The following is a 24,338-nucleotide window of genomic DNA, read 5'->3' as shown; positions in this document are numbered from 1 at the left end:
CAAAACACGCAAATATCAAGACAGATTTTTACATCGAAAGCTAATATTTTGTTACAAATTCAACAAAATACGTAACATTTTTATGCTATATGCAATAAATACGAGCAAAATACGAAGACGGTATAAGCTCATGGCTATTTGCCTATCGTGTATCTAACGCCCAGATTAAGATTGAAGTTGAGGGGCTTCTCCTTGTATATCGTGCTGAGCGGAGAGCGGTCGTCGAAGTAGTAGCTCACGCCCGGCTCGACGTAGACGCCCACATTGCGGAGCACGTCGAACTGTGCTCCGAGGGCTGCGTTGACGGAGAGCTGCCAAGGCTTCTCAGCCACGTCATCCGCCTCGTGCTTCTTCTTCTCGCCGCTTATCACGTACTCGTGTGTTGCCTTGCCCGACACGCACTTCTCCGTTAGCAGTCCGGCTGAGGCGTATACGCTCAGTCGGCGATAGCCGAAGGCGCGATACTTCACGTTGAGCGGAACGCCGATGTAGTCGAGTTTCTGACTGCTCGACGAGTAGTTGTCCTTCGTGCCGTCCTTCATGTCAGAGGAGAGTCGCGTGTAGCTCACGCCGCTTTCCACGCTGAGTCGGTCTGTAAGGCGATAAGCCACGTTGATCCCTACGCGCACCGGCAGCCGGTGCTTGTACTCGGTCTTAACGCTCTTGCCTTGGTTGAAGATGCCGATGCCGAGCTGCGGATTGTCTGCCCACATCACGTCGTCTGGACCTACCGCTTCGACGTACGTAGCGGTAGAATTGGTGACTGACGATGCGCCCATGCCGGTCGTGGCGCTGGTGGATAGCGTCCAGCGAGCCGCCGCGCCTTCATGCCTGCCCCGACTGTTTTCGACTGGCGTGTATGCAAGCTGAGGGGTTGAGGGGTTGTGGGGTTGTGATGTTGAGGGGTTGAGATGTTGTGATGTTGAGGGGTTGAGGTGTTGTGATGTTGAGGGGTTGAGGTGTTGTGATGTTGAGGGGTTGAGATGTTGAGATGTTGATGGGTTGGGGTGTTGTGATGTTGAGGTGTTGAGATGTTGAGATGTTGAGATTTGTGCAGATTCGTCGTTCTGCGTCGGCAGCACGGCTGCGTCGGCAGCGGGCGTTACGCCATTCTTAGCTACACGCACGCCGGCGAGGTTCGTTGCAACAATTGATGCGGTTGCAGGCTTAGACGCAACGTACCGGCTATTGTCGGATGCGACCGTGCCTCCTACGGCAATCATTCCGTTGACGCCAGCCTGTTTCACTCCGCTGACAGTCTCCTTTCCGCCGTCGCCGAAATACTGGTATCCCGCAATAAGGGCAAGACACGCTGCGGCTGCACACGCCGTGCGGCGCAGAGCGGGCTGCAGGACGAAAGGCGTCTGGCGCTTCTCCGCCTGGGCAGGCTCCGTCTGAGCCATACGCTGGTGTATGGCTTCCCAGAGTCCGTCTGGAGCATCGGTCTCGAAGTTGCCGAGGCGGTCGTGTATGTCTTCTTTCCAATTTCGCTTCATAGTAGAAAGGAATTACTGGTTCTGTATTGTTTTATCTTTCTTGCGAGCATCGCCTTCGCCTTGTGCAGCTGCGATGCCGACGTGCTCTCCTTTATGCCGAGCAGCGAGGCTATCTCCTTATGGCTCTTGTCGTCGACGACGTAGAGGTTGAACACCGTGCGGTAGCCGTCGGGCAGTTCGCGCACGAAGCGGTGGAGCACGTCGGTGGGTATGCCTTCGGTCTGCAGGTCGGTGTCGGGCACGTCGTGCGGCAGGTCGGCTATGTCTACGACGTCGAGCTGGCTACGGGCGCGCAGAAACTTCAGTGTCTCGTTGAGCGTAATCTTCGCCATCCATCCCCTCAGCGATCCCTTGCCGCGATACTCGAAGGAGTCTATCGAAGAGAATATTCTTAGGAACGACTCCTGCAGAACGTCTTTTATGTCCTCATCATCGGTGAGATAGCGCGAGCACAAGGCAGACAGATAGCGCACGTGGAGCCGGTAGAGTGGCTCCGCGGCAGACGTGTCGCCCTGCTGCATGCGTTGCAGCAGGCGCTCCTCGCTATCAGACTTGTGAAATGAGAATCGGAACATTCTGAGGGTTTATGTGGTGAAAGGTTAATCGACGAAACGCGACTTCGCTATGTCGCCTGTGTAAATAAAGCTCTTGTCGCTGTGCATCTTCAGCGGAAACTCCATCGACTTCTTGCCGCTGAACGACTTCCAGTTGAGCTTTATCTTCACTTCCTCGGGATGGTCGGGCCACATGCTGTTGAGGTCGAAGGCGATGAGCGCGTCGCCCAGCACGCCACTGATGTCGCCCTGAGCATTGTGGCGAAGGTCGAACTCGTATACATTATCCTTGTTGACGCCGCCCACGAGATTGATGATGTGCTTGCCGCCGCCCCAGATGGTGCGCAGGCGCAATGTGAGGTAGCCGTCTTCAGCCACCGTCACCCAGTCGCGCACAATCTCTACGCCGTCGTTGCCGTACAGCTTCTCGTCGTCACTGCCCTTCGACACGACGGGCTGCTTGGTGCGTATGCTGTCAATCCAGTTGACGCGCACGTTGCGCAGATTGCCTGTGACGCCCTCCTCGTACTCGTAGCTCACGAGCGCACGCACCTTCTTATCGCCGAAGGGCGAAGCCTTCATGTTGGTAGGAAAGAGCACGGTCTGGTCGTCGAGCTGCATGCGGAACGACTCTGAGGTGATGGGATATACGGTGACGAGCGCCGTAGGACGCTGCACATTATAGTTGTCCGAATCCATATCGCAGGAAATCAGACCGAACACTGAGGCCAAGAAGCCCAAGACTAAAACAGAGAGTTTTCTTGTTTTCATATCACTTTTCTTTTTTTGGTTTTCTATCTTTATGCTTATTGTTTCAGCCGATTTAAGAATCGGTTTCAACCCATTAAATCGCAATAGATAGGAAACCTTGCCTGAGAAACTGAAAAAAAACACATTTACCGCAAACTGGTAATACCATTACCGCAAACCGGTAACATCATTACCGCATAGCAAAAACACGGTTACCAGTGCGTGGTAACATTGGCAAATTGAACAGCTAACAATGCAAATCGTAGGAGGCTACGGCATTCTTGCCGTAGCCATTAGTAACTGAAATACAACTGTTTGCAATGGCTACGGCAGGAACTGAAAGTCAGCGGCGCGTAGCGGAAAGCTAATGCCGTAGCCTCCTACGATAAGTAAAAGCTACACCTCACCTTACATCAGCTGCAGCGAGATGCCGTTGCTCTTCGCCATGCGTCGCATGTTGAGCAGGGCGTAGCGCATGCGTCCGAGTGCGGTGTTGATGCTCACGCTCGTGGTGTCGGCAATCTCCTTGAACGAGAGTTGCTGGTAGAAGCGCATGTACACCACCTCGCGCTGTATAGGCGGCAGCATGTCGAGAAGACGGCGCACGTCGCTCATCACCTGACGGTTGACGTAGGTGTTCTCGATGTTGCCCTCCACGAGGTCGTCGCCACCTATATTAGAGAGGTCGTTGTCCTTTCCGGCTTTCACGATACAACGCGACGTCTGGTCGCGATACCAGTCCATGATGGCGTTGTGAGCGATACGCATCACCCACGCGCCGAACTTGCCGCTGACGACGTAGCGGCCCTCCTGGAGACGGGTGATAACCTTTATGAAGGTCTCCTGGAAGATGTCATCGGCGGTCTCGCGGTCGTGAACCACGAAAAGGATGTATGAGAAAAGGTTCTGCTGATTGCGCGAAAGCAACAGATCGAAAGCCTTGTTATTCCCATCGACGTATGATAAGGCCAACTCCTCGTCGGTCATATCCTTTAAATTCTTCATTTTCTTAATCGTTTTTTGTTAAGTAAATGTGCTTCGATAGGCAATAAACAGGGGCTTTTAAAATGAATAATAATGTTGCTTTGCATTAACGCATAGGCAAAGTTAAACTATTTTAATGAAACGCCCAAAGAATTAGCAGAGTTTTTTGAATTGTACGGGATTTTTCACCTTATTGTAATTGCTTTTCTCGCTTAGAATGTATATCTTTGCAATGTAATTCTAAACATTTATAAACTCAAAATTCAAACATTATGATCAAAACTTTACGCTACGCATTCATGGCTATGCTTATGCTCGTTTGCAGTACGGCATTCGCAGGCGTTATCACTCTCAATGCTACAGACTTCAAAGGTAGCGAAACCGCTACAGTAACTCAGGATGGCATCACCCTCACCATCGAAAAGGGTACATCTCCTTCTGGTGCCGGCAACCTGTATAACGGTGAGCAGTTCCGTATCTACAAAGGCAACATTCTGACAGTGTCTTCTACTGTTGGCAACATCACACAGATCGTGTTCACATGTACAGCCAACAACACTACGAAGTGGGGTCCTGGCTGCTTCGCTGCTCAGGACGGCTACACTTACAAGGACAAGATCGGCACATGGGTAGGCAACGCTGCTGCCGTTAACTTCACAGCTGAGTCGGGCCAGGTTCGCGCTACTACCATCGAGGTAACTGTCAGCGGTGAGGCAGGCTCTACAAAGAAGGCTGCTGGCTTGAAGTTCTCTGAGACAACTGTCAACTACGAGCTCGGCACAACATTCACTGCTCCTACCTTCACAAAGGAGACAACAGCTGCCGTTAAGTTCGTTTCTGACAACGAGGAGGTGGCTACAGTAAACGCTGAGGGCGTCATCGCTGCTACAGGCAAGGAGGGCAAGGCTGTCATCACTGCTTCTGCTGAGGAGAACGACGACTTCAACGCCGGCACTGCTACCTGCACAGTTTATGTTTACCACATGAACGTATACAAGAAGGCTACTGCTGTAGAGGCTGGCAAGAACTACCTCATCGTTGCTCAGCGCGACGAGAAGACTTACTACGCTGCTCCGGTGAAGTACAACGCAGAGAAGCCGTACGGCTACCTCAACTCTTTCAAGGTTGACGGCATCGTTGACGAGCTCAAGATCAAGTCGTCTTACAACGACGCATTCACATTCGAGGGCGTTGATGGCGGCTACGCTATCAAGGACGCTAACGGTTACTACCTCTACTCAGATGGTTCGCACGCTTCATTCCAGCTCGGCAACGAGGCTAAGGCTTGGACTGTAGAGCCTGCAGAGAACGGCACATTCACTATCACTAACAACGGTCAGTTCATGCAGTTCGGCAACTCTACATACACTACATTCGGTGCATGGAAAGAGGCTCAGGAGAATGCTGTCAAGCCGATGCTCTTCGTGCTCGACGACGCTGCTTCTTCTATCAACGGCGTTCAGACAACCGTTAAGGCGCAGAGCAACGTACGCTACAACATCGCTGGTCAGCGTGTAGCTGCCGACTATAAGGGCATCGTTATCATCAACGGCAAGAAGTATCTGCAGAAGTAAAACAGCTAAAAAAACGCCAGTGACGCTAAACAGAACGGCATAGGCTGGTAGATATACAAAAAAGGCTGGTAGATAGGCTGGAAGATTTAGGCTTCCGGCGACTTATCTACCAGCCTTTATTGTGCTTATAATGTGCAAGTTGCGTAAGATGCTGGTAGATATGGCAGATTTTTTCAACTACACACTTATTACATAACTGCAATAGAAAACAAAAACTTGATTGGGAAAAGCACAAGAAATTTGACATCCACCCTTATGCCGTTTTAGAGTTGAAGCAATTAGTAAGCAAGGAAGCTGCGGTAAAGGCAACTCCTACCCCTACCACACCCATCCATCCATAATGTTGCCAGAATAGACCTGAAACAAATGTACCGGCAGAACCTCCTAAGAAGTAAATAGTCATATAAACGGTATTGACCCGGTTGATGGCGGATGCGTCAAGAGCGACCACGCTGGTCTGATTTGACAGATGGATGCTCTGCATTCCGGCATCAATCAAGAGGATGGCGATTATCATCCACAAGTAACTGTCATTTCCCCAAAATGCCAACAACCATGCAAACAAGATGACGCATCCTCCGACAATGGAGAAGAATCTTGCGCCATACTTTTGGATATATCCGCTGATGAAAACCACCGTGGATGCACCTGCCAATCCGCACAAACCGAGTGCTCCGATAATATCGTCGCTCGCAAAGAAAGGCTCTTGCTTCATTCGGAAAGCAAGGCAACTCCACAAGGCAAAGAACGAGCCATAAGCCAATGCCGCCCTCAACGACGCGATACGCAAGTACGGGTATTTGAAAAGTAGACGCAACAAGGATTTCATCAGCCCTGCATAATTTTCTTGTGAACGGGCAGGCAACACGGGCAGCATTTTGTGAATCATCAGAAAACACCCGAGCATAAACACGCAAGCCACAAAATAGACAGAACGCCATCCCCATATATCGGCGAGTAAACCACTGAATACCCGTGACCCAAGAATGCCTATGAGCAAACAGGACTGTATAATCCCCACGTTACGCACCTTGTGATCAGGAGCTGAATTATATGACACCAACGGAATGAAGAACTGCGGCATGACAGAAGATGCCCCGGCAAGCAAGGATGCGCCCCACACCCAATAGATGTTCGGAGCGAGTGCTATGGCAAGCAAAGCGCACGAAGAAACGATGTAATTGGACAATATCAGTCTCTTTCGCGAAACCAGGTCGCCAAGCGGAATGACAAATACAAGCCCTGCCACATAGCCTATCTGGGTCAATGTCGCCACCATGCTGGCGGAAAAGTCGCTTACCGCGAAATCCTTAGCCATGCTGCCCAACAGAGGCTGGTTATAATAGCAGTTGGCAACAGAAAGCCCGGTAGCAACTGCCATCAGCGCCAGCAGAGGCACCGGAATGCCTTGATTCTCCCTCAATTCATACTTCATTTTCCGTCTCCTTTCAATATGACACGATTTTCAATCCTATCAGAGAAGCAATGAGCGTGAACAGGAAGAAAAGACGGATGGGAGTGGCCGACTCCTTGAAGACGAATATCCCTATCAAGACCGTACCAACCGCCCCGATACCCGTCCAAATGGCGTATGCCGTTCCCAAAGGTAAAGTCTGAACCGCCTTGGCAAGCAGGGTCATGCTCAATACCGTGGAAGCCAAGAAGCCACTACCCCACAGATAAAAAGCAAGTCCTGACGCTGCTCTCGTTTTACCCAAGCAGAATGTAAGGCTCACCTCAAACAATCCTGCCAATAATAAGATTATCCAATTCATATCTATAAATTATTAAATTCAGGTGCAAAAGTAAGCAAGTAATCTCTAATGGCTTTTTGCATTTGGTAAAAACTGTTTTTGCATTTGGCAAAAAAACAGCCGTTCATTCCATTTTCTATGTGCTATTTTATAATTTTGCACACCGAATACAACAATGAGTTATGGATATAAAGGAAATCATCAATCAAAGATATGCCATGCCGAATGCGTCTTTGGATAGATTGCGGCAATGCCTGACTGAGGTTTCGTACCCAAAAGGATTCTGCGTGTTGGAAAGTGGCAAGATAGAAAAGGATATCTTTTTCATCAAGAAAGGCATTGTCCGCGCTTACACTTCGGTGGACGGGAAAGAAATTACATTTTGGGTTGGCAAGGAAGGAGCTACCCTTGTTTCTATGAAAGGATACGTGAACAATGAGCCGGGATATGAGACGATGGAGCTGATGGAAGATTCAGTCTTATACGTATTGGAGAGGAAAAAGCTGAAAGAATTGTTTTCGGAAGACTTGCATATTGCCAATTGGGGACGGCGTTATGCGGAGATGGAATTGCTTGCCACCGAGGAACGGCTAATTTCCATGTTGTCCGCCATTGCTTCGGAACGGTACAAAGAGTTGTTAGAGAAAGAACCCGATTTGTTGCAACGGTTGCCTTTGGGAAACATTGCTACCTATTTAGGCATAACACAGGCAAGTCTGAGCCGGATCAGGGCACAAATAAAGTGACGTGATTCGGCGGATATTACATAGTTTTTAATATTAATCAAGTTTAGGATTTAGAATTCGAGGTTGAATTTATTTATGGATACATTTACGCACCTGTTTGAAGACTTAAATTTGGACAACCACAATTCTAAATCCGAAACTTGAGTTATTAATAAGTTGGTGCAGTTCTTGCTTTGACAAGCGGCAAAGCAAGAACTGCACCAACAAAAAACAAGTGCATCCCCTAAGAAGTATGTATTATTAATAAATTGGTGCACTTGAGACAAGTGCACCCCCTAAGAAGTATGTGCTATTAATAAATTGGTGCACTTCTTGCTCTGGCAAGCGGCAAAGCCGAGCGGAGACAAGTGCACCCCCTAAGAAGTATGTGCTATTATCAGGGGGTGCAGTTGTCTCAACTGCACCAACAAAGAGATAACTGCACCAACAAAGAGATAAGTGCACCAAAAAAAAACAAGTACACCCCCTATTATATTTCAAGGCGCTTCATCTCTGCCTCCACGATGTTCGTAAGCTCTACGAACTGCTCCACGGAGAGCTGCTCCGGACGCTTCGTCATGATGTCCTGTGCGTAGAACTCGGCAGAAGCCGATCCGCCGAATATCTGGCGCAAGCTGACGCGCAGCATCTTGCGGCGCTGGTTGAACACGGTCTTCACGACGCGCTTGAACAGACGCTCGTCGCAACCGAGGTCGGTCACGGTGTTGCGCGTCATGCGTATCACCGCACTCTTCACCTTTGGAGGCGGATTGAACACCGTCTCGTCGACAGTGAAGAGATACTCTACGTCGTACCAAGCCTGGATGAGCACCGACAGGATGCCGTACGCCTTTGTGCCTGGTGCAGACGCGATGCGCAGAGCCACCTCGCGCTGTATCATACCCGTGCAGCAAGGGATAAGCTCCTTGTAGTCGAGCATCTTGAAGAATATCTGCGACGAGATGTCGTAAGGATAGTTGCCCGTGAGCACGAACTGCTTGCCGTCGAAGATTTCGTTAAGGTCCATGCGCAGGAAGTCGTTGCCGATGATGTTCTCGCGGAGCTTCGGAAACGTCTCGTTAAGATAAGCCACCGACTCCTTGTCGATCTCCACAGCCTTCACAAGGCGCGGCTTTGTGACGAGAAATTGTGTCATCACGCCCATACCCGGTCCAATCTCAAGCACCGGTATGTCGGGGCAGGCGTCCACCGTGTCGGCGATAGCTTTCGCTATGCCGAGGTCGGTGAGGAAGTGCTGCCCTAAGTTCTTCTTCGGTCTAACGGCCTTTACCATTACTCAGCCTCCTGACGGTCGTCTACGTTGTCGCCCTCTGTGGGTGCAAGCACAGCCTCGAAGTCGGTGATGCCGTTGTTAACGAGGATGTTGTACCACTGGATGAGCTTCTTGATGTCTGAATCGTGAACGCGGTCGCGATCGTATGCAGGCAATACCTCTGCGAAGAAGTTGTGGAGCTCGTCAGCAGAGCACTTCTTGTAGTTGAGCGAGCACTCCTTCGACTGCTCCTTCTCGCCGAGGTTCTTCAGCACCTGCCACAATGGGATGTCCTCTGCGTCGGTGTACATAGCGATGTCGCCGAGTGATGTTACGCGGTCAGAAGCAAAAGCCGGCATACGGCGGTGTGTAGCGTCGAGAGCCTCAACGATGAGGTTGCGGTTGCCACGTGATACGAGTTTGTAAAGTCCCGGCTTGCCGGCTATTGAAAGAATTGTTTCCATTGTCTTTAATGTTTATTTAATTATTAATTATTGATTGCTATTTGTCTTAATATATCGTCGATTTGCACTTGCAGGTCGCACTCGCCGTCGTTCTGTATGCAGAAGTCGCTGCGCTGCGCCACTTCCTGCTGGCTCATCTGCACGTCGATCCATTCGGCTGCGCGTTCGGGCGTGATGTTGTCGCGCTGCACGATGCGCTGTATGCGCACTGGGCGTGGCGCTGTGACGCAGACTATATGGTCGAACGCTATGCGGCGGTCGAATCCGCTCTCGAAGAGTATGGCGCTTTCGAGCCACTGCTTGCCGGAAGCGGCGAAGTCGTCGGCCACTGCGGGGTGTACGATGTCGTTTATGGCGAGCTTGTTCGCCTCGCTTGCGAGAAGAAACTCGGCAAGCACCGGCTTCTGAAGCACTCCGTCGGCAGAGTATACAGTGTCGCCTACGAGCACCTTAAGTTGCTGTTGCAGCCTGTCTGAGGTGCGCATGAGTCGTTTTGCTGCAGCATCGCAGTCATACACCTCGATGCCGCGCTGCTCCAAGAGTCGGCAGACATAGCTCTTGCCAGAACCTATTCCGCCAGTTATTGCTATCTTCATATTTATATACTTTAGAAGGCAAAGAGATTAAGAAGCATGAAAGCTCAACACCTAACCATCTCAACACCTCAACACCCTACTGCTCCTCAATAAGGTAGTCTACTTGCGTCATCTGCAGACGGGCGTTGCGCACGCCCTGTGGACATTGGCGCAGATGTATGTTGCACTTGTCGGACGGATGCTCAATAAGCTCGTTGTAGTCGACCACTACGGCGAACTGGTCTGACGAGATGCTGCGGAACATGCTTGCACCGACAATGAAGTTGACGGTGACGCGCTGCGGGAATGAGCGCAGCACCTTGCCCTCAGGCATGTTCACCGCCGTCACCGGCACCTCGATAGTCTCCTCGGTGAGAATGTCGGGATAGAGTCCGATGCGCACGGTGTTGGGCACAATCTTCACGCCCTTTATCTTCTCGAGCGCCACGGTCTTTACAACCGTGTCGTTGAAGTTGGTGATGTTGATGGGCACGGTCTTCACGTAGCGCAGCGAGTCGAGCGTCTGCTTGCTGCCGTAGACGGTGACGGTCTCGGGCCAGAAGCGTGTGCGTGCAAGGTAGAACGACTTGCCTGGCACCACTACACCTGCCATCTTAACTGGCACCTGACGCGACAGTCCGTAGTTGTAGTAGAAGTCGAGACGGTCGGGCTTCACCTGCACCACCTTAGAGGCTCCGCTGAAGCGCTGGTTAACCATCTTCATCAGCTCCTGCGACGGCACTACGCCGTAGCCCGACTGACGTGTGACGAACGACTGGAAGTTGATGTTAATCGGACGCACGCCTTCGCCGTAGATGTATGCGAGAAGCGCGAAGCCTTTGTCGCGCACCGTGACACGCACGGTGTCCTCCATGTCGCTTGTTATCACGACGTTCTTCGGTACGTTCACAAGGTATGCGGGCACGCTTACCTCTCTCTCGTATGTTTCGTTGAGCGCCGTCATCAGCCAGAAGATGGTGCTCAGCACGAGAAAGAAGAAAAAAGTCAGAAACTCCCTGTTAGCTGAGCTGAACAGGAAGTTTCTGACCATATTTATTATTTGCGTCAAGCGTTTTTCCATCGAATCATCGATTAATGAATTAACTTCAAGCCGTTGGCGGTCGAAGTGTCTAAATTACTTCTGTGGCTGCTGTGTGCCGTCAGCGAACACGCCTGCCTTGTCTACTGTAACGACAACGCCGCGAGCGATCTCTACGTCTACGGTGCCGGCTGTGAGGTCTACACGGCGAACTGTAGCGTGGATGCCACCACCTACCATCACCTTGTCGCCCTCTTTGAGTGCGTTCTGGAACTCACGAATCTTCTTCTGCTGCTTCTGCTGCGGACGAATCATGAAGAAATACATGATGACGAAGAGTGCTAAAATCATGATGATCATTCCCATGCCACCACCTTGCTGTGCTGCCTGAGCAGCGAGTACTGTTGTATTCATTGTTGTTTTCTTGTTTTAGTTAAGTTGTGGGTTGAACGGTTAAGCTGTTGACGTTTGTCTGCGCTTCAACATCTCCCATCACAACATTAATATTATTGTTTTCTTAAAATTTTCTCTTTTTATATTACGCTTACTCTGCGCCGGTTGTCTCCTCTTCCGGCTGCTCCTGAGCGGCCTGTTCTGCCTGCTCGGCATAGCGTGTGCGGAGCACTTCGCCGTCTTCGAGAGCCTGCTGTGCGCGGTTGAGACGCGGTGTTGCAGGGCGGCGCGGTGCCTGACGGCGCTGCGGACGGTCCTCGATGGTCTTCAGGAGCTTGCCTGTAGACATGAGGTAGCGTGCGATAGCGTCGAGCATACCGTTGATGTACGAGCCCGACTTCGGTGTAGAGTAGAGCTTTGCGAGTTCGACGTACTCGTTGATGGTCACGCTCACCGGTATGTTGGGGAATGTGAGCATCTCGGCGATGGCTATCTGCATGATCACTACGTCCATGTATGCCAGACGCGAGAAGTCCCAGTTGCGCGATGTCTCGCTCATGTAGCGCTGATACTGGTCGGCGTTGAGGATGGTTGCGCGGAATAACTTCACGGCGAAGTCCTTGTCCTCGATGTCCTTATACTCGGGCAGGAGTTCCTGCTTTGCCTTGTTCTCGGGCTCGAAGCGCTTGATGGTCTTGAGCACGAATGTGTCTACCACTTCCTTGTCGTCGTTCCAGTAGAGGCTCTGCTCTTCGAGGAGCTGGTCGAGGTCTTCGTTCTCCTGGATGAGCTGACGGTAAAGCTTGCGCCATACCTCACGGTCGGCCTCGTACGAGTTGTCTGTGTCTGCCATGTACTCGGCGTATGTCTGGCTCTGCTCGATCTGGTTGCACAGACCGCGCACGAACTCCACGCTGTTAGCCCACGACTGTTTCTGTGTCTCGGCGAACTCGTTGAGCTGCTTGTTCTCCTCGAGCTGCACGGCGAACTTGTTATAGGCGAATTTTTGTGACGGCGTTTCCGCTCCCTCACGCAGAGCACGCTGCGTAGCTACTTCCACACGCTTGCGTTCTTCCTGTGTGACGGCGACGATGAGTTCCAAAAGATAATTGTACAAATCGTAAGCCTTAGACAGACTGAAAAGCAATTCCTTCTCTGCGCTGTCCATGAGTTTGTTTCCGTTCTGATAGTATGCGTAGGTTAACTGAACTATCTTAATTCTGATTAATTCGCGGTTGATCATCCTTCTCTTACTTTATTATAATACGTATCTTGCTGTTGTTTGCATAGATTAAAGAAACGCTGGGCAAGCCAGACCTTCGACACCCTTGTCTCAATAACAGGTGCAAAAATAGCTAAATTTGGCTGAACTACCAAGCGAAACATACATTATTGTGTATTTTTTAATGTATTTTTTGCTCAATTCGGATAAAATACGTACCTTTGCACCGCTTTTTTGAGCACATCCGTACAGAAATATAAAAATTCTCGTGTGATGGCGAATTAAGGCATAAACATTATTTTATCAACTTAATTTAGAGTAACACAAATGAAAGAGATTAACGTTACAGGTCAGAAGCGTACAGACCTTGGCAAGAAAGCTTCTAAGACATTGCGTAAGGAAGGACTTGTTCCTTGCAACATTTACGGCCTCGCAGAGCAGGACGGCAAGCCGACAGCTATGGCTTTCGCAGTTCCTATGACTGAGCTCCGTAAGATCATCTACACTCCGCACATCTATGTTATCAACCTCGTTATCGACGGCGAGTCTCACACAGCTATCCTCAAGGATATCCAGTTCCACCCGGTAACTGACGCTGTTCTTCACGTAGACTTCCTCGAGGTTAACGACCAGAAGCCTATCACAATCGGTATTCCTGTTAAGCTCACTGGCTTGGCACAGGGTGTACGTGACGGTGGTCGCATGAACCTCTCTATCCGCAAGATCGAGGTTAAGGCTCCTTACCAGCAGATTCCGGAGCACCTCGACATCGACGTTACTGCTCTCCAGATTGGCAAGAGCATCAAGATCGGTCAGCTCAGCTTCGAGGGTCTCGAGATCGTTACAGGCAAGGAGGTTATCGTTTGCTCAATCAAGATGACACGTGCCGCTCTGTCTGCAGCTGCTCAGGCTCAGGCTTAATGACATCAGATAGAAATACAAAAAGCGCATGCGTCGACGACGTGTGCGCTTTTTATATTTGGTGAGGTGGTGAGATGTTGAGGTGTTGATATTAGCAACATAACAAATCTCAACACCTCAACATAACAACATCTCAACACAACAAATCTCACCACCTCACCATCTCACCATCACAACATAACATCACAACAACCCAACATCATGGACAAATTCTTAATAGTAGGCTTGGGAAACCCCGGCGCCGAGTACGACCACACACGCCACAACACGGGCTTCATGGTCGTTGACGAACTGGCAAAGTCGGTGGGCGCCTCCTTCGAGGACAAGCGCTACGGCTTCGTGGCGGAGACTTCGCTTAAGGGGCGCAAGGTATTCATCCTCAAGCCGACAACATACATGAACCTCAGCGGCAACGCCGTGCGCTACTGGCTGCAGAAGGAGAATATCGACCAGACAAGACTGCTCGTCGTTGTGGACGACCTCTCAATTCCGCTCGGCGACTTCCGTCTGAAGGGCAACGGATCGAACGGCGGACACAACGGACTGGGCAACATCCAGCAGCTCATCGGACAGCAGTATGCGCGTCTGCGCATGGGCATCGGCGCCGACTTCCAGCGTGGCGCGCAGGTAGACTGGGTGCTGGGCAAGTACAGCGCTGAGGATATGCAGACGCTGCAGCCGAGCATCGACCTGGCAGTGGAGATAATAAAGAGCTTTGTGCTTGCCGGACTGAACATCACGATGAACCAGTTCAACAAGCTCGGAAAGAAGCACAAATAGGTTAGGTTTAGCTAAGCTTTTTAAGCCTTTCTAAGCCTCAATAAGCCTCAATAAGCCTTTCTGAGCCTTTGCTTTTTACTTTTTTACTCTTTTACTTTTTTACTTTTAAAAGTCTTTTTTACTTTTAACATGGAAGTAGCACGTATAGACAAATGGCTGTGGGCGGCGCGCATATTCAAGACGCGCTCCATAGCAGCCGACGCCTGCAAGAACGGACGCGTCATGCTGGGCGGAGTGACCGTGAAGCCGAGCCGCACGGTGAAGGTGGGCGATGTGGTGAGCGTAAAGAAGCCGCCAGTAACCTACTCGTTCAAGGTTCTGAAGACGATAGAGCAGCGCGTGGGCGCTAAGCTCCTGCCGGAGATTTACGAGAACGTGACCGACCCGAAGCAGTACGAACTGCTCGAGATGAGTCGCATCAGCGGTTTCGTAGACCGCGCACGCGGCACGGGTCGACCGACGAAGAAGGAGCGCCGCGCACTGGATGCGTTCGCCGAGCCTGCCATGTTCGGCTTCGACGACTTCGACGACGAATTTGATTTCGACGAGTAGCGCTACACTAAAGCTAATAAATTTCTCCGTTATCATTGATTTAAAATAGACAGCAAAGACTCTGCCGCACTTGCGGCGGAGTCTTTGCTGTCTTTCTAAGAGCCAAATTACTCACGTAATCGTTCCTAAATGACTATCAAATTCAATAGGTTAGTAGGAAACACATGTTTATGAATACATTATTTATTGGAAATGAACATACAGGTTTACACTCCGTCGTCCTCGTCTTCGAGTTCGTCTTCGCTTGCAGTGTCGAGCTTCGTGTCCTTAGCCACGCTCAAGGCGCCCAATCGTGACACTTTCACTACGAGCGGCTCGTACTCGTCGCTCATCTTGTCGGGCGAACCGACGCTTGCCGCAAAGCGAAGGGCGTCGCCGTCAACGCAATCGAACACCACTCCGAGCAACGCTCCCTTCGAGTATGTGTCGCTGATGTACTGCGTGAAGTCGGTCTTGAGGAACGTGCGCTCGAAGAACACCGACCCGTCGCTGCGCAGCACGCGCACCGAGATGCGGTTGTCGTAGTAGCTGTTGCCCTGCTCGTCGTAGGTAAGGGGCAGTGTGTTGTCCGACTTACGCTCCACGCACACCTTATAGGTTGCGCCGAGCCACTCCACGTTGCGCTTGTCCTCGTAGCCGCTCATGGCCTGCGTCTGCTTCTTCTGCACCTTGGCGCGCTTGTGCACTATTATGTTGTCGCTTTTCGGTTTCTCCGCACACGACGCCACGAGGAGCGCCGCAGCGCATAGTGCCGCGCAGCGGATAACTTTCTTTATGCAATTAGTCTTTTTCATGCGAGCAAAGGTATAAAAAATATTCCACATACATATAAAATACGCTTGCACATTCAAATAAAAAACGTACTTTTGCAAATAAACAGAAATTAAACGGAATGTGAACTGTATTTAAACCAGAATCGACATGAGAAAGTTATTGTTTATATTTTGCATGACTGCCGCCGCAATGATGGTTTCGTGCGGAAAGAAGCAGCCGAAGACGCCAGAGCCGGTGAAGCCGACCGAGCAGGTGGAGCGCATAGACACGACCGCTACGCTCGTGATGCAGATACAGAAGTGCTCGCGTCTGTACACCACGGAGTATCAGGTGCACAAAATTGTGACGCACGACGACGATATAAAGCTGAAGGGCAAGCTCTTCAGCAAGAAGTACAACATAACGTTGCCGCTCGGACAGCGCAAGGTGGCTATACCGATGGAGGCCACGCTGAAGGCTTACGTCGACTTCACCGAGTTCTCCGCCGACAACGTGCGCCGCGACTCTACGCACATCGAGCTTATTCTGCCCGACCCGCGCATCGTGCTCACCTCGTCGCGCATCGACCACAACGAGATTAAGGAATATGTGGCGCTCATGCGCAGTAACTTTAGCGAGGAGGAGCTGCAAAGCTACGAGATGCAGGGCCGCGAGGTGATCATCCACGACATTGCCAACAGCGACATCACGGAGCGTGCGCGCCAGAGTGCCGCCAACGCCATTGTGCCCATTCTCAGACAGCTGGGCTACAAGCCGCAGAACATCACCATCTCGTTCCGCAAGAAATTCACGCCTGCGGATGTAGAGGGCATCATCAGCTCAAGTTCTGTAGAGAACAAGGGCAACGCCACACGCCGATAGGCTGACAACGCAACACATTACTCAACTCTTTAAAAGGCAAAAGTATGGAGACGAACAAACAGAACCGAGAGAAGCAGGATATGCCGAAGCTCGAAAAGATAGGACGCAGCGTAATGGCTGCACTCAAAAAGGTGCCTGCGGGCGTTTGGCTGAAGCTGGCGCTCGTGCTGATAGTGGTGATTATCGCCGTGAAGCTGATTGTAGGCGTGAAGAAAGGACTCACGAACAACAACACCACGCTGCCCGAGATAACGAAGAACGAGAAGATAGACATCACGCCCACGCTGATACGCTCGATAGAGCAAATCGGCGAGTGGTCGTTCCTCGAGATTGACGACGAGGAGATGGTAGACACGCTGCGACGCGGCGTGTTCTCGAAGAGCGAACTGGTGCGCATCTACTACGGAACGTTGCGCATCGGCTTCAACCTGAAGGAGACGCGCGAGGGATGGCTCGCCATGTCGGGCGATACGCTCGTGGCTAAGTTGCCGCCTGTGAAGCTGCTCGACGACAACTTCATCGACGAGGCGCGCACACGCTCGTTCATAGCGTCGGGAAAGTGGACTCACGCCGACCGACAGGCTATGTACTACCGCGCTGCGGAGAAGATGCGCCGCCGCTGCCTCACCGAGAAGAACTACCGAAAAGCGCGCGAGAACGCCAAGGAGCAGTTCGAACAGCTGCTCCACTCGCTGGGCTTTGAAAAGACACGCGTGGAATTCTAAAGAGAGATATGCAACAACAGATTATCATTTCAAACGACATAGAGCACGACTTGGCGACAGCCATCGCCGAGTCGGAGCACGACCGCGTCTTTGTGCTCACCGACGACACTACGCACGAGTGCTGCCTGCCGAAAGTGGCGGCGCTGCTTGCGCAGTACGATGCCGTGCCCATCACCATTCCTCACGGCGACCAGCATAAGACGCTCTCCGCGCTCGGCGACGTGTGGACAGCGCTGCAGCAGGGCGGCGCAACACGCCACTCACTGCTCATAAACCTCGGCGGCGGCATGATAACCGACCTCGGCGGATTCGCTGCCGCCACGTTCAAGCGCGGCATCAACTTCATAAACATACCCACGACGCTGCTCGCTATGGTAGACGCGGCGGTGGGAGGCAAGACGGGCATCAACTTCGGCGGACTGAAGAACGAGATAGGAGCGTTCGCCGACGCACGCTTCGTCATCATAAACACCAGCTTTCTCGACACGCTCGACGCCGAGAACCTCTGTTCGGGCTACGCCGAGATGCTGAAGCATGCGCTCATCAGCGACGAACGCATGTGGGCTGAGCACGTCAACTTCGACCTCTCGCAGCCCGACCTCGCCGAACTGCAGCGCATGGTGGCTGAGTCTATCGCCGTGAAGGAGCGCATCGTGGCGGAAGACCCTCACGAGCACGGCATACGCAAGGCGCTCAACTTCGGTCATACTATCGGTCATGCGCTGGAGGAGTTCGCTCTACAACAAGCAGGGGGTGCAGTTGTCTCAACTGCACCAATCAATCAAACCACAGGGGGCACAGCTATCTCAAGCGCACTGGGGAACAGACCGTTGCTGCATGGCTATGCTGTAGCCTTCGGCTTGATTGGCGAGTTGTATATGAGTGCACGCAAAGCTGGCTTCCCCACCGAAAGGCTGCATCAGACGACACGCTTCATACGCGAGAACTACGCTCAGACGGAGTTCACGTGCAACGACTACCCCACTCTGCTCGACCTCATGCGCCACGACAAGAAGAACACGGCGGGCGTAATCAACTTCACCCTGCTCCACAACATCGGCGACATACGCATCAACCAGACTGCCACCGACGAGGAGATATGTGAAGCGCTCGACTTCATCAGAGAGGGCTATTGACAGAAGGCTGAGCAGCAGGGATTCAACAGGAATTAATAATTTACCGAACAGGATTTTATCCTAAACATAACGGAGAATACTCGGAACATAACAATAATATAAAGGAGAAAAACGTTTCTCTACGACTACTTAATACTTGATATTATGAATATAGACAAGATAAAGGAAGTGCTCTTGAAGCGCGACGGACTCTCTAACACACTCGGCATGGAGTTTATCTCTACGCCCGACCCCGACACATGTCAGGCTCGCATGAAGGTAGACGAGCGCAATCGTCAGATTTTCGGATTCCTCAGTGGCGGCGCATCGCTCGCACTTGCCGAGAACCTGGCTGGCGTAGGCTCGCTCGCTCTCTGTCCGAACAATATATGTGTGGGCATCAACGTGAGCGGCAGTCACGTGAAGGCGGTGCTCGACGGCGACACCGTGACCGCTACAGCGCACATTCTGCACAAAGGAAAAACGCTGCACCAGTGGCATGTGGACATACGCAACGAGGCTGGCGACTTGATTTCGTCGGTAGAAGTGACCAACTTTGTGATGAACAAACCGAAATAGAATGAGCTACGTATATTTCCGACTGCCACACTCTACGCACATATTCCGCAACCGACTCACAACCGAACCCGAAGAGATTGCTTCGCTCGCCGAACTGAACGGACGGCGCGGCTTCGTAATCGCTCCGTTCGCACCATCGGCAGATTGCCCCATACTCCTGATGCCGACGGATTGGGAGGAAGTGGAGCTATGCTCGGAGAAAACGGATTCGTGTTCAGACCAAGCGATGCTGAACGCCGACAGCGACGTGTCTGCGATGCTCATTGACGCCGATTACGAGGAGGAGCGCGAGCGTTACGCCGTCGACTTCCACAATTATCACGGGCAGCTTTCCGCAGGCGCCTTCCAGAAGATTGTGCTTGCACGCAGCGCGCGACTCACAGCGACGGAGCAGATTTCGCCGCTCACGCTCTTTGCACGCGCCTGCCGTAGATATCCGCGCATGTTCGTCACGCTGTTCTCAACCGAGCGTAGCGGAACATGGATTATCGCCACACCAGAGACGCTAATCGGCGGCACCGACGGAGCAATGCACACGATGGCACTCGCCGGAACGATGCGTCTGAGCGGCGCAAACCTCGACTTCGACGTGGAAGGTGGCGCTATAGGAAAGGACGATATTCACTGGAGCACGAAAAACATTAAGGAACAACGCTGCGTTGAGACGTACCTCACGGAGTGTGTGGAGCAGTTCAGCGACGATTTCTCCGTAGACGGACCCTACACCGTGCGTGCCGGCGACCTCGTTCATCTGCGCTCCGACATTCGTTTCAGCCTCAACAACTCGGAACATCTCGGCGATCTCATCAACGCTTTGCACCCTACTCCGGCGGTATGCGGTATGCCGAAGGCTGCAACACGCGACTTCATCCTGCAGAACGAGTCGGGAGAACGCAGCTACTACAGCGGCTTCACCGGACTTATCGACCCCACAGGCGACACCCGACTCTTCGTAACGCTGCGCTGCATGCAGATAGAAGGAGGCACGGAGAGCGTCGCTTACCGACTTTACGCCGGCGGCGGACTGCTTAAGGACAGCGAGTGTCAGTCGGAGTGGGAGGAAACAGAGGCTAAGATGAACACTATGCGACAACTGTTCAAGCATAAATAAGCATCGCACGTGAGACAATCATAGAAAAAATGTACAGCAACAAGGAAAACATAAACATACTGACATCGCTGCTCATCGAATGGGGAGTGACAGACGCTGTGGTTTGTCCGGGCAGTCGCAATGCTGCCATCGTGCATAACCTCAATGAATGTGGTACAATAAACTGCCACCCTATCACCGACGAGCGCTCTGCGGCGTTCTACGCTATGGGCATGGCTCTCTGCACGAAGCGTCCTACAGTGGTATGCGTCACGTCGGGTTCGGCTCTGCTCAACACGGCTCCGGCTGTGGCAGAGGCTTACTACCAGCATGTGCCGCTCATCGTCATAGCTGCCGACCGACCGCAGCAATGGATTGACCAACTCGACGGTCAGACGCTGCCGCAACCCGACGCTCTAAATCGGTTTGTGCGCCGCAGCGTGTCGCTGCCCGAGCCTCGAAACGAAGAGGAGCGCTGGTATTGCAACCGTCTTGTGAACGAAGCGATGCACGCTGCCACTTTCCGCCAGCCGGCTCCAGTGCTCATCAACGTGCCCATAACCGAACCGCTCTTCACGTTCGACGTTGCCGAACTGCCGCAGGAACGCCGCTTCCGTATGCTCGACAGCGACGTTACTCTCACCGACGCCACAATAGAGGCTCTGCAGCAGGAACTCTTCAAGGCGAAGCGCCCACTTATCGTGGTCGGACAGACGGCTGCCGACGGCTTCGGAAGTTCGCCTTTCGACATCGGCGAACTTGCCAAACACTTTGTGGTTTTCGCCGAACCTCTGTCTAACAGCAGCAGCGAAACCATTCACTTCGACGAGGCTGTCAGACGCTTGACAACCCACCCCGAACAGCAAGACGGCGAGTGCGACGACGCAAGTCGCTACGCCCCCGACTACATTATATACATCGGCGACACCTTGGTGAGTAAGGCTACGCGACGCTGGCTGCGACAGACACAGGCACCGTCGTGTCTTGTTACGGCAGACCCGCTGAATGCGTGCGACCCGCTGATGTCGTTGCGATACATCGTGACATGCAGCAACGCCGACCTAAAGCTGCTCATGCCTGCGCTCTGCGATATTTATACACACAGCGACCGCTACGCCGATAACGAAGCCGCATGGCGCAACGAAGAAAGCCGTAAGAAATACTGGAACGATTGGAGAGGTCTGCTCGAAAAGTGGGCAGACCATGCCGAAAAATACGAGCCCGAATACTCGCAGATGGCTGCTGTGAGATGCCTGGAGCAACAGATAGAAAGTGCATCCGTGCGCATCAACACCCACTACGCCAACAGCACCGCCGTACGTCTCGGCTGCATCTACGCCAAACATTATGTCTGGTGCAACCGCGGTGTGAACGGCATCGAAGGATCGCTATCTACAGCAGCCGGTTTCGCCGTATCTAACAAGGATTTGAACGTCTGCATCATCGGCGACCTTAGCTTCTTCTACGACCAGAACGCGCTATGGAACAGTTGCGTAGGCGGCAATCTGCGCATCCTGCTGCTCAACAACTCGTGCGGCGGCATCTTCAAGCAGCTGCCCAACCTGCACAAGAGTCCGGTGGCTGACACCTTCGTAGGCGCAAGCCACACGACAACGGCGCAAGGCATCTGCGCGCAGAACAATGTGGAATACATCTCGGCGCACAACGCCGAAGAAATGAAACGCGGAATAAGCGAACTTCTAACACACAAGGGCAATCGCCCCATGCTTCTCGAAGTATTTACGGATGCAGATACTGACGCAGAAACGCTCAGCAAATACTTCAGGGGGTGCACCTAATAACAGTCTTTATTAATAAATACGTACGTCGGCAATAACCATGCTGCCCACAGCCTCGTTGATGCGCTTCACCAATTGGGTGCGCATCATCGTAAGGTCCTGTCGCAGCGCCGGACTGAGAATCTTCACGAACAGCGTTTGGTTCTTGATAAACTTCTCGCCGGTATAGCGCGCAACGCCGGCGCCGACAACCTTTTCCCAAGCGTCGATGGCGCGTCGCTGCAGCAAAGGCGTCTCCAGTCCTTCGCGTCGCAGATACATATTAAGCAAGTCGCTGATCGACTGCACGTCACGTCTGAACATACACGTTTATTTATTAGTAGGTTGGTGAGCAACAATCTCGCCGCCCTTAACATCGAACAACTTATAGTCGTAGCTAACACTGTCGAGAATGCGGTCGAGATGCTCGCGGTTGGTGTCGGTAATGAAAATCTGTCCGAATCCGTCGCCCGACACGAGCTTTACGATCTGCTCCACACGATGTGAGTCGAGCTTGTCGAAGATATCGTCGAGCAGCAGCAGCGGTGTTGTCTGCGACGCCGTACGGCGCAGGAAGTCGAACTGCGCCAGCTTCAACGCCAGCACAAACGTCTTTGTCTGTCCCTGCGAGCCTTCGCGCTTCATCTGATAGTCGCCGAGTAGCATCTCCAGGTCGTCGCGATGCACGCCATGCAGCGAGTAGCCCACCGCACGGTCCTTGAAGCGGTCGCGCTGAATGACATCGAGCAGCGGACCGCGCTGAGCATGCGACACATACTTCAGCGACACCGTTTCCTTACAGTCAGACACATGCTGGTATATGCGTTGGAACACAGGCACGAGTCTGTCAACGAAGTCCTCGCGGGCACGGAATATCGTCTCGCCATGACGCGCCATCTCCTGCTCCCAAATGTCGAGCAATGCGGGGTCGGGCTCCTGCTCCATCTTCAGCAAAGCGTTGCGCTGCTGTAGCGCCTTCGTGTAGCTGTTGAGAGCATCGATATACGTGTTGTCGTATTGCGAAATCACGATATCCATCAGTCGGCGCCGTTCCTCGCTACCGCCTGCGATGAGCGTCTGGTCGGCAGGCGAAACGAACACAAGCGGAATGAGTCCGATGTGCTGCGAGAGTCGCTTATACGCCTTTTTGTCGCGCTTCAGCTGCTTCTTCTGTCCGCGTTTCATGCCGCAGTAGACCGCCACCGGTTCGTCCTCGTCGGTAGCATACGCAGCGTCGAGCATAAGAAAGTCGGCGTCGTGCTTTATCACCTGCGAGTCGATAGGATTGAACGCACTACGGCAGAACGACAGGTAGTAGATGGCGTCGAGCAGATTGGTCTTGCCCTCGCCATTACTGCCGAGAAAACAGTTGAGCTTGGGCGAGAACTCAAGCGAAGCCTCCCCAATATTCTTGAAATTGAGTATGGATAAATTGCGTAATATCATGTAATTATATACCCTGTAGACCCGTTGCGGGTCGCTGTTATAACTGTAACAACACGTTGTATTACTGCAAAGTTACCCCATTTATTATTGAAAAAAGAAAAAAAGGTGGAATAAATTTCAATATGTGAGATAAAATCAGTAATTTTGCTCCTCGCAATGTGTCACATTGCAGACTATAAACCGATAAAAATAAAAACAAAATAACAAATGACAAACAAAATTGATTTTGGTGCTAACTCTCACGTAGAGAAGACCAACAACAAGGAAGATTTCTTCTTGAAGTTCAAGAAGCAGATAATCACAGGTGTAGTAGTAGTTCTGCTCGTTGTAGCAGGCGCTATCCTTTACAACGTTTTCGTGGCTGGTCCGCGTGAGGACAAGGCAAGCACAGCTATCGCAAAGGGCGAGCAGTACTTTAACGAAGAGCAGTTTGACAAGGCTCTCAACGGCGACGGCGCAGGCTACGTTGGTTTTGTGAAGATCGCAAGCGACTACAGCAGCACCGACGCTGGAAACCTCGCTAAACTCTACGCAGGTCTTAGCTTCTACAACCTCGGCAAGTACACAGAGGCTGTGACATACCTCGAGAAGTTCTCTACAAAGGGCGACGCTATGGTAAGCCCGACAGCTACTGCAGCACTCGCTAACGCTTACGCGCAGACTGGCAACGTAGACAAGGCTATCAGCACTCTGAAGAAGGCTGCCGACATGGCAGACAGCAAGGCTGAAGACGTTAACAACAGCATCTCACCGACTTTCCTCCTCCAGGCTGGTAAGCTCCTCGAGAGCCAGAAGAAGAACGACGAGGCTCTGAAGATCTATCAGGACATCAAGAAGAAGTACGTAAACTCTTCTTTGGTACAGAGCTCAGAGATCGACAAGTACATCGAGCGCGTTTCAGAGTAATCGAATAA

The 24,338-nt window shown here is 52.0% G+C and carries 27 protein-coding genes; 12 read left to right on the top strand and 15 right to left on the bottom strand.

What is annotated here, in order from left to right:
- Positions 1-134: 134 nt before the first annotated feature.
- The 4 genes from KTQ90_RS01160 to KTQ90_RS01145 all read right to left on the bottom strand — a co-directional run bounded on the left by KTQ90_RS01160 (position 135) and on the right by KTQ90_RS01145 (position 3,805).
- Entirely contained in the window at positions 135-1,496 is a 1,362-nt protein-coding gene (locus KTQ90_RS01160) for an outer membrane beta-barrel protein (protein ID WP_217316898.1), read from the bottom strand.
- On the bottom strand, positions 1,493-2,071 hold the full coding sequence (locus KTQ90_RS01155) for an RNA polymerase sigma factor (RefSeq protein WP_217316897.1): 579 nt from the start codon (positions 2,069-2,071) through the stop codon (positions 1,493-1,495). The genes KTQ90_RS01160 and KTQ90_RS01155 overlap by 4 nt, the downstream gene beginning before the upstream one ends.
- A 24-nt stretch (positions 2,072-2,095) precedes the next feature.
- Positions 2,096-2,821 (bottom strand): NigD1/NigD2 family lipoprotein, encoded by a 726-nt coding sequence (locus tag KTQ90_RS01150; protein ID WP_217316896.1) that lies wholly within the window; start codon positions 2,819-2,821, stop codon positions 2,096-2,098.
- Between the two features lie 387 nt (positions 2,822-3,208).
- On the bottom strand, positions 3,209-3,805 hold the full coding sequence (locus KTQ90_RS01145) for an RNA polymerase sigma factor (RefSeq protein ID WP_217316895.1): 597 nt from the start codon (positions 3,803-3,805) through the stop codon (positions 3,209-3,211).
- Between the two features lie 251 nt (positions 3,806-4,056).
- Between KTQ90_RS01145 and KTQ90_RS01140 the strand changes: the two genes are divergently transcribed.
- The gene (locus KTQ90_RS01140) at positions 4,057-5,358 is read left to right on the top strand and encodes a hypothetical protein (protein ID WP_217316894.1); all 1,302 of its coding nucleotides are present in this window, start codon (positions 4,057-4,059) and stop codon (positions 5,356-5,358) included.
- A 253-nt stretch (positions 5,359-5,611) separates the two neighbouring features.
- On the opposite strand, the gene KTQ90_RS01135 is transcribed toward KTQ90_RS01140, so the two are convergent.
- Both KTQ90_RS01135 and KTQ90_RS01130 read right to left on the bottom strand, forming a co-directional pair.
- A complete protein-coding gene (locus KTQ90_RS01135) occupies positions 5,612-6,793 on the bottom strand; it encodes an MFS transporter (protein WP_217316893.1) in 1,182 nt (393 codons plus the stop codon).
- A gap of 13 nt (positions 6,794-6,806) precedes the next feature.
- Entirely contained in the window at positions 6,807-7,133 is a 327-nt protein-coding gene (locus tag KTQ90_RS01130; protein WP_007898643.1) for a DMT family transporter, read from the bottom strand.
- 161 nt (positions 7,134-7,294) lie between these two features.
- Here KTQ90_RS01130 and KTQ90_RS01125 point away from each other — a divergent pair, with 161 nt between their 5' ends.
- Complete coding sequence (locus tag KTQ90_RS01125; RefSeq protein ID WP_007898642.1) at positions 7,295-7,858, top strand: Crp/Fnr family transcriptional regulator; 564 nt, start codon at positions 7,295-7,297, stop codon at positions 7,856-7,858.
- Positions 7,859-8,327: 469 nt separating this feature from the next.
- On the opposite strand, the gene rsmA is transcribed toward KTQ90_RS01125, so the two are convergent.
- The 6 genes from rsmA to nusB form a co-directional block, all read right to left on the bottom strand.
- A complete protein-coding gene (rsmA, locus tag KTQ90_RS01120) occupies positions 8,328-9,131 on the bottom strand; it encodes a 16S rRNA (adenine(1518)-N(6)/adenine(1519)-N(6))-dimethyltransferase RsmA (RefSeq protein WP_022158900.1) in 804 nt (267 codons plus the stop codon).
- Positions 9,131-9,574 carry a DUF5606 family protein gene (locus KTQ90_RS01115; protein WP_217316892.1) on the bottom strand — a complete coding sequence of 148 codons (444 nt, stop codon included), beginning with the start codon at positions 9,572-9,574 and terminating at the stop codon, positions 9,131-9,133. Before KTQ90_RS01115 ends, rsmA begins: the two co-directional genes overlap by 1 nt.
- A 23-nt stretch (positions 9,575-9,597) precedes the next feature.
- Positions 9,598-10,170, bottom strand: coding sequence for a dephospho-CoA kinase (gene coaE, locus KTQ90_RS01110; protein WP_217316891.1), 573 nt, complete (start codon positions 10,168-10,170; stop codon positions 9,598-9,600).
- Positions 10,171-10,246: 76 nt separating this feature from the next.
- Entirely contained in the window at positions 10,247-11,230 is a 984-nt protein-coding gene (locus KTQ90_RS01105; protein WP_217316890.1) for a CdaR family protein, read from the bottom strand.
- A gap of 54 nt (positions 11,231-11,284) precedes the next feature.
- Positions 11,285-11,602 carry a preprotein translocase subunit YajC gene (yajC, locus tag KTQ90_RS01100; protein ID WP_022158904.1) on the bottom strand — a complete coding sequence of 106 codons (318 nt, stop codon included), beginning with the start codon at positions 11,600-11,602 and terminating at the stop codon, positions 11,285-11,287.
- A gap of 130 nt (positions 11,603-11,732) precedes the next feature.
- Positions 11,733-12,824, bottom strand: coding sequence for a transcription antitermination factor NusB (nusB, locus tag KTQ90_RS01095; RefSeq protein WP_217316889.1), 1,092 nt, complete (start codon positions 12,822-12,824; stop codon positions 11,733-11,735).
- Between the two features lie 306 nt (positions 12,825-13,130).
- Here nusB and KTQ90_RS01090 point away from each other — a divergent pair, with 306 nt between their 5' ends.
- From KTQ90_RS01090 to KTQ90_RS01080, 3 genes are all read left to right on the top strand, one after another.
- On the top strand, positions 13,131-13,724 hold the full coding sequence (locus tag KTQ90_RS01090; RefSeq protein WP_022158906.1) for a 50S ribosomal protein L25/general stress protein Ctc: 594 nt from the start codon (positions 13,131-13,133) through the stop codon (positions 13,722-13,724).
- 201 nt (positions 13,725-13,925) lie between these two features.
- Entirely contained in the window at positions 13,926-14,504 is a 579-nt protein-coding gene (pth, locus tag KTQ90_RS01085) for an aminoacyl-tRNA hydrolase (RefSeq protein WP_217316888.1), read from the top strand.
- A 129-nt stretch (positions 14,505-14,633) separates the two neighbouring features.
- Complete coding sequence (locus KTQ90_RS01080) at positions 14,634-15,056, top strand: RNA-binding S4 domain-containing protein (protein WP_022158908.1); 423 nt, start codon at positions 14,634-14,636, stop codon at positions 15,054-15,056.
- Between the two features lie 206 nt (positions 15,057-15,262).
- Here KTQ90_RS01080 and KTQ90_RS01075 read toward each other — a convergent pair whose 3' ends face one another.
- Entirely contained in the window at positions 15,263-15,850 is a 588-nt protein-coding gene (locus tag KTQ90_RS01075) for a DUF4738 domain-containing protein (RefSeq protein ID WP_217316887.1), read from the bottom strand.
- Positions 15,851-15,977: 127 nt separating this feature from the next.
- Between KTQ90_RS01075 and KTQ90_RS01070 the strand changes: the two genes are divergently transcribed.
- From KTQ90_RS01070 to menD, 6 genes are all read left to right on the top strand, one after another.
- Entirely contained in the window at positions 15,978-16,691 is a 714-nt protein-coding gene (locus tag KTQ90_RS01070) for a DUF4230 domain-containing protein (protein ID WP_217316886.1), read from the top strand.
- Positions 16,692-16,735: 44 nt separating this feature from the next.
- Positions 16,736-17,416, top strand: a complete 681-nt coding sequence (locus tag KTQ90_RS01065) for a DUF4230 domain-containing protein (protein WP_217316885.1) — start codon at positions 16,736-16,738, stop codon at positions 17,414-17,416.
- Between the two features lie 8 nt (positions 17,417-17,424).
- On the top strand, positions 17,425-18,552 hold the full coding sequence (locus tag KTQ90_RS01060) for a 3-dehydroquinate synthase (protein WP_217316884.1): 1,128 nt from the start codon (positions 17,425-17,427) through the stop codon (positions 18,550-18,552).
- 144 nt (positions 18,553-18,696) lie between these two features.
- A complete protein-coding gene (locus KTQ90_RS01055) occupies positions 18,697-19,110 on the top strand; it encodes a PaaI family thioesterase (protein WP_022158913.1) in 414 nt (137 codons plus the stop codon).
- A gap of 1 nt (position 19,111) precedes the next feature.
- Entirely contained in the window at positions 19,112-20,221 is a 1,110-nt protein-coding gene (locus KTQ90_RS01050) for an isochorismate synthase (RefSeq protein ID WP_217316883.1), read from the top strand.
- 29 nt (positions 20,222-20,250) lie between these two features.
- Positions 20,251-21,999 (top strand): 2-succinyl-5-enolpyruvyl-6-hydroxy-3-cyclohexene-1-carboxylic-acid synthase, encoded by a 1,749-nt coding sequence (menD, locus tag KTQ90_RS01045; RefSeq protein WP_217316882.1) that lies wholly within the window; start codon positions 20,251-20,253, stop codon positions 21,997-21,999.
- Between the two features lie 12 nt (positions 22,000-22,011).
- Here the strand turns inward: menD and KTQ90_RS01040 are convergent, their stop codons facing one another.
- Both KTQ90_RS01040 and recF read right to left on the bottom strand, forming a co-directional pair.
- Positions 22,012-22,302, bottom strand: coding sequence for a DciA family protein (locus tag KTQ90_RS01040; protein WP_022158917.1), 291 nt, complete (start codon positions 22,300-22,302; stop codon positions 22,012-22,014).
- A gap of 6 nt (positions 22,303-22,308) precedes the next feature.
- Positions 22,309-23,424 carry a DNA replication/repair protein RecF gene (gene recF / locus KTQ90_RS01035; protein WP_022158918.1) on the bottom strand — a complete coding sequence of 372 codons (1,116 nt, stop codon included), beginning with the start codon at positions 23,422-23,424 and terminating at the stop codon, positions 22,309-22,311.
- A 207-nt stretch (positions 23,425-23,631) separates the two neighbouring features.
- Here recF and KTQ90_RS01030 point away from each other — a divergent pair, with 207 nt between their 5' ends.
- Entirely contained in the window at positions 23,632-24,330 is a 699-nt protein-coding gene (locus KTQ90_RS01030; protein ID WP_022158919.1) for a tetratricopeptide repeat protein, read from the top strand.
- The last annotated feature ends 8 nt before the right edge of the window (positions 24,331-24,338 follow it).

This window comes from Leyella stercorea, assembly GCF_019052365.1.
In the GTDB taxonomy this organism is placed as follows: Bacteria; Bacteroidota; Bacteroidia; order Bacteroidales; family Bacteroidaceae; genus Prevotella.
Note: the sequence above shows the minus strand (reverse complement) of the source record. Positions and strands in the feature narration are given on the sequence as shown.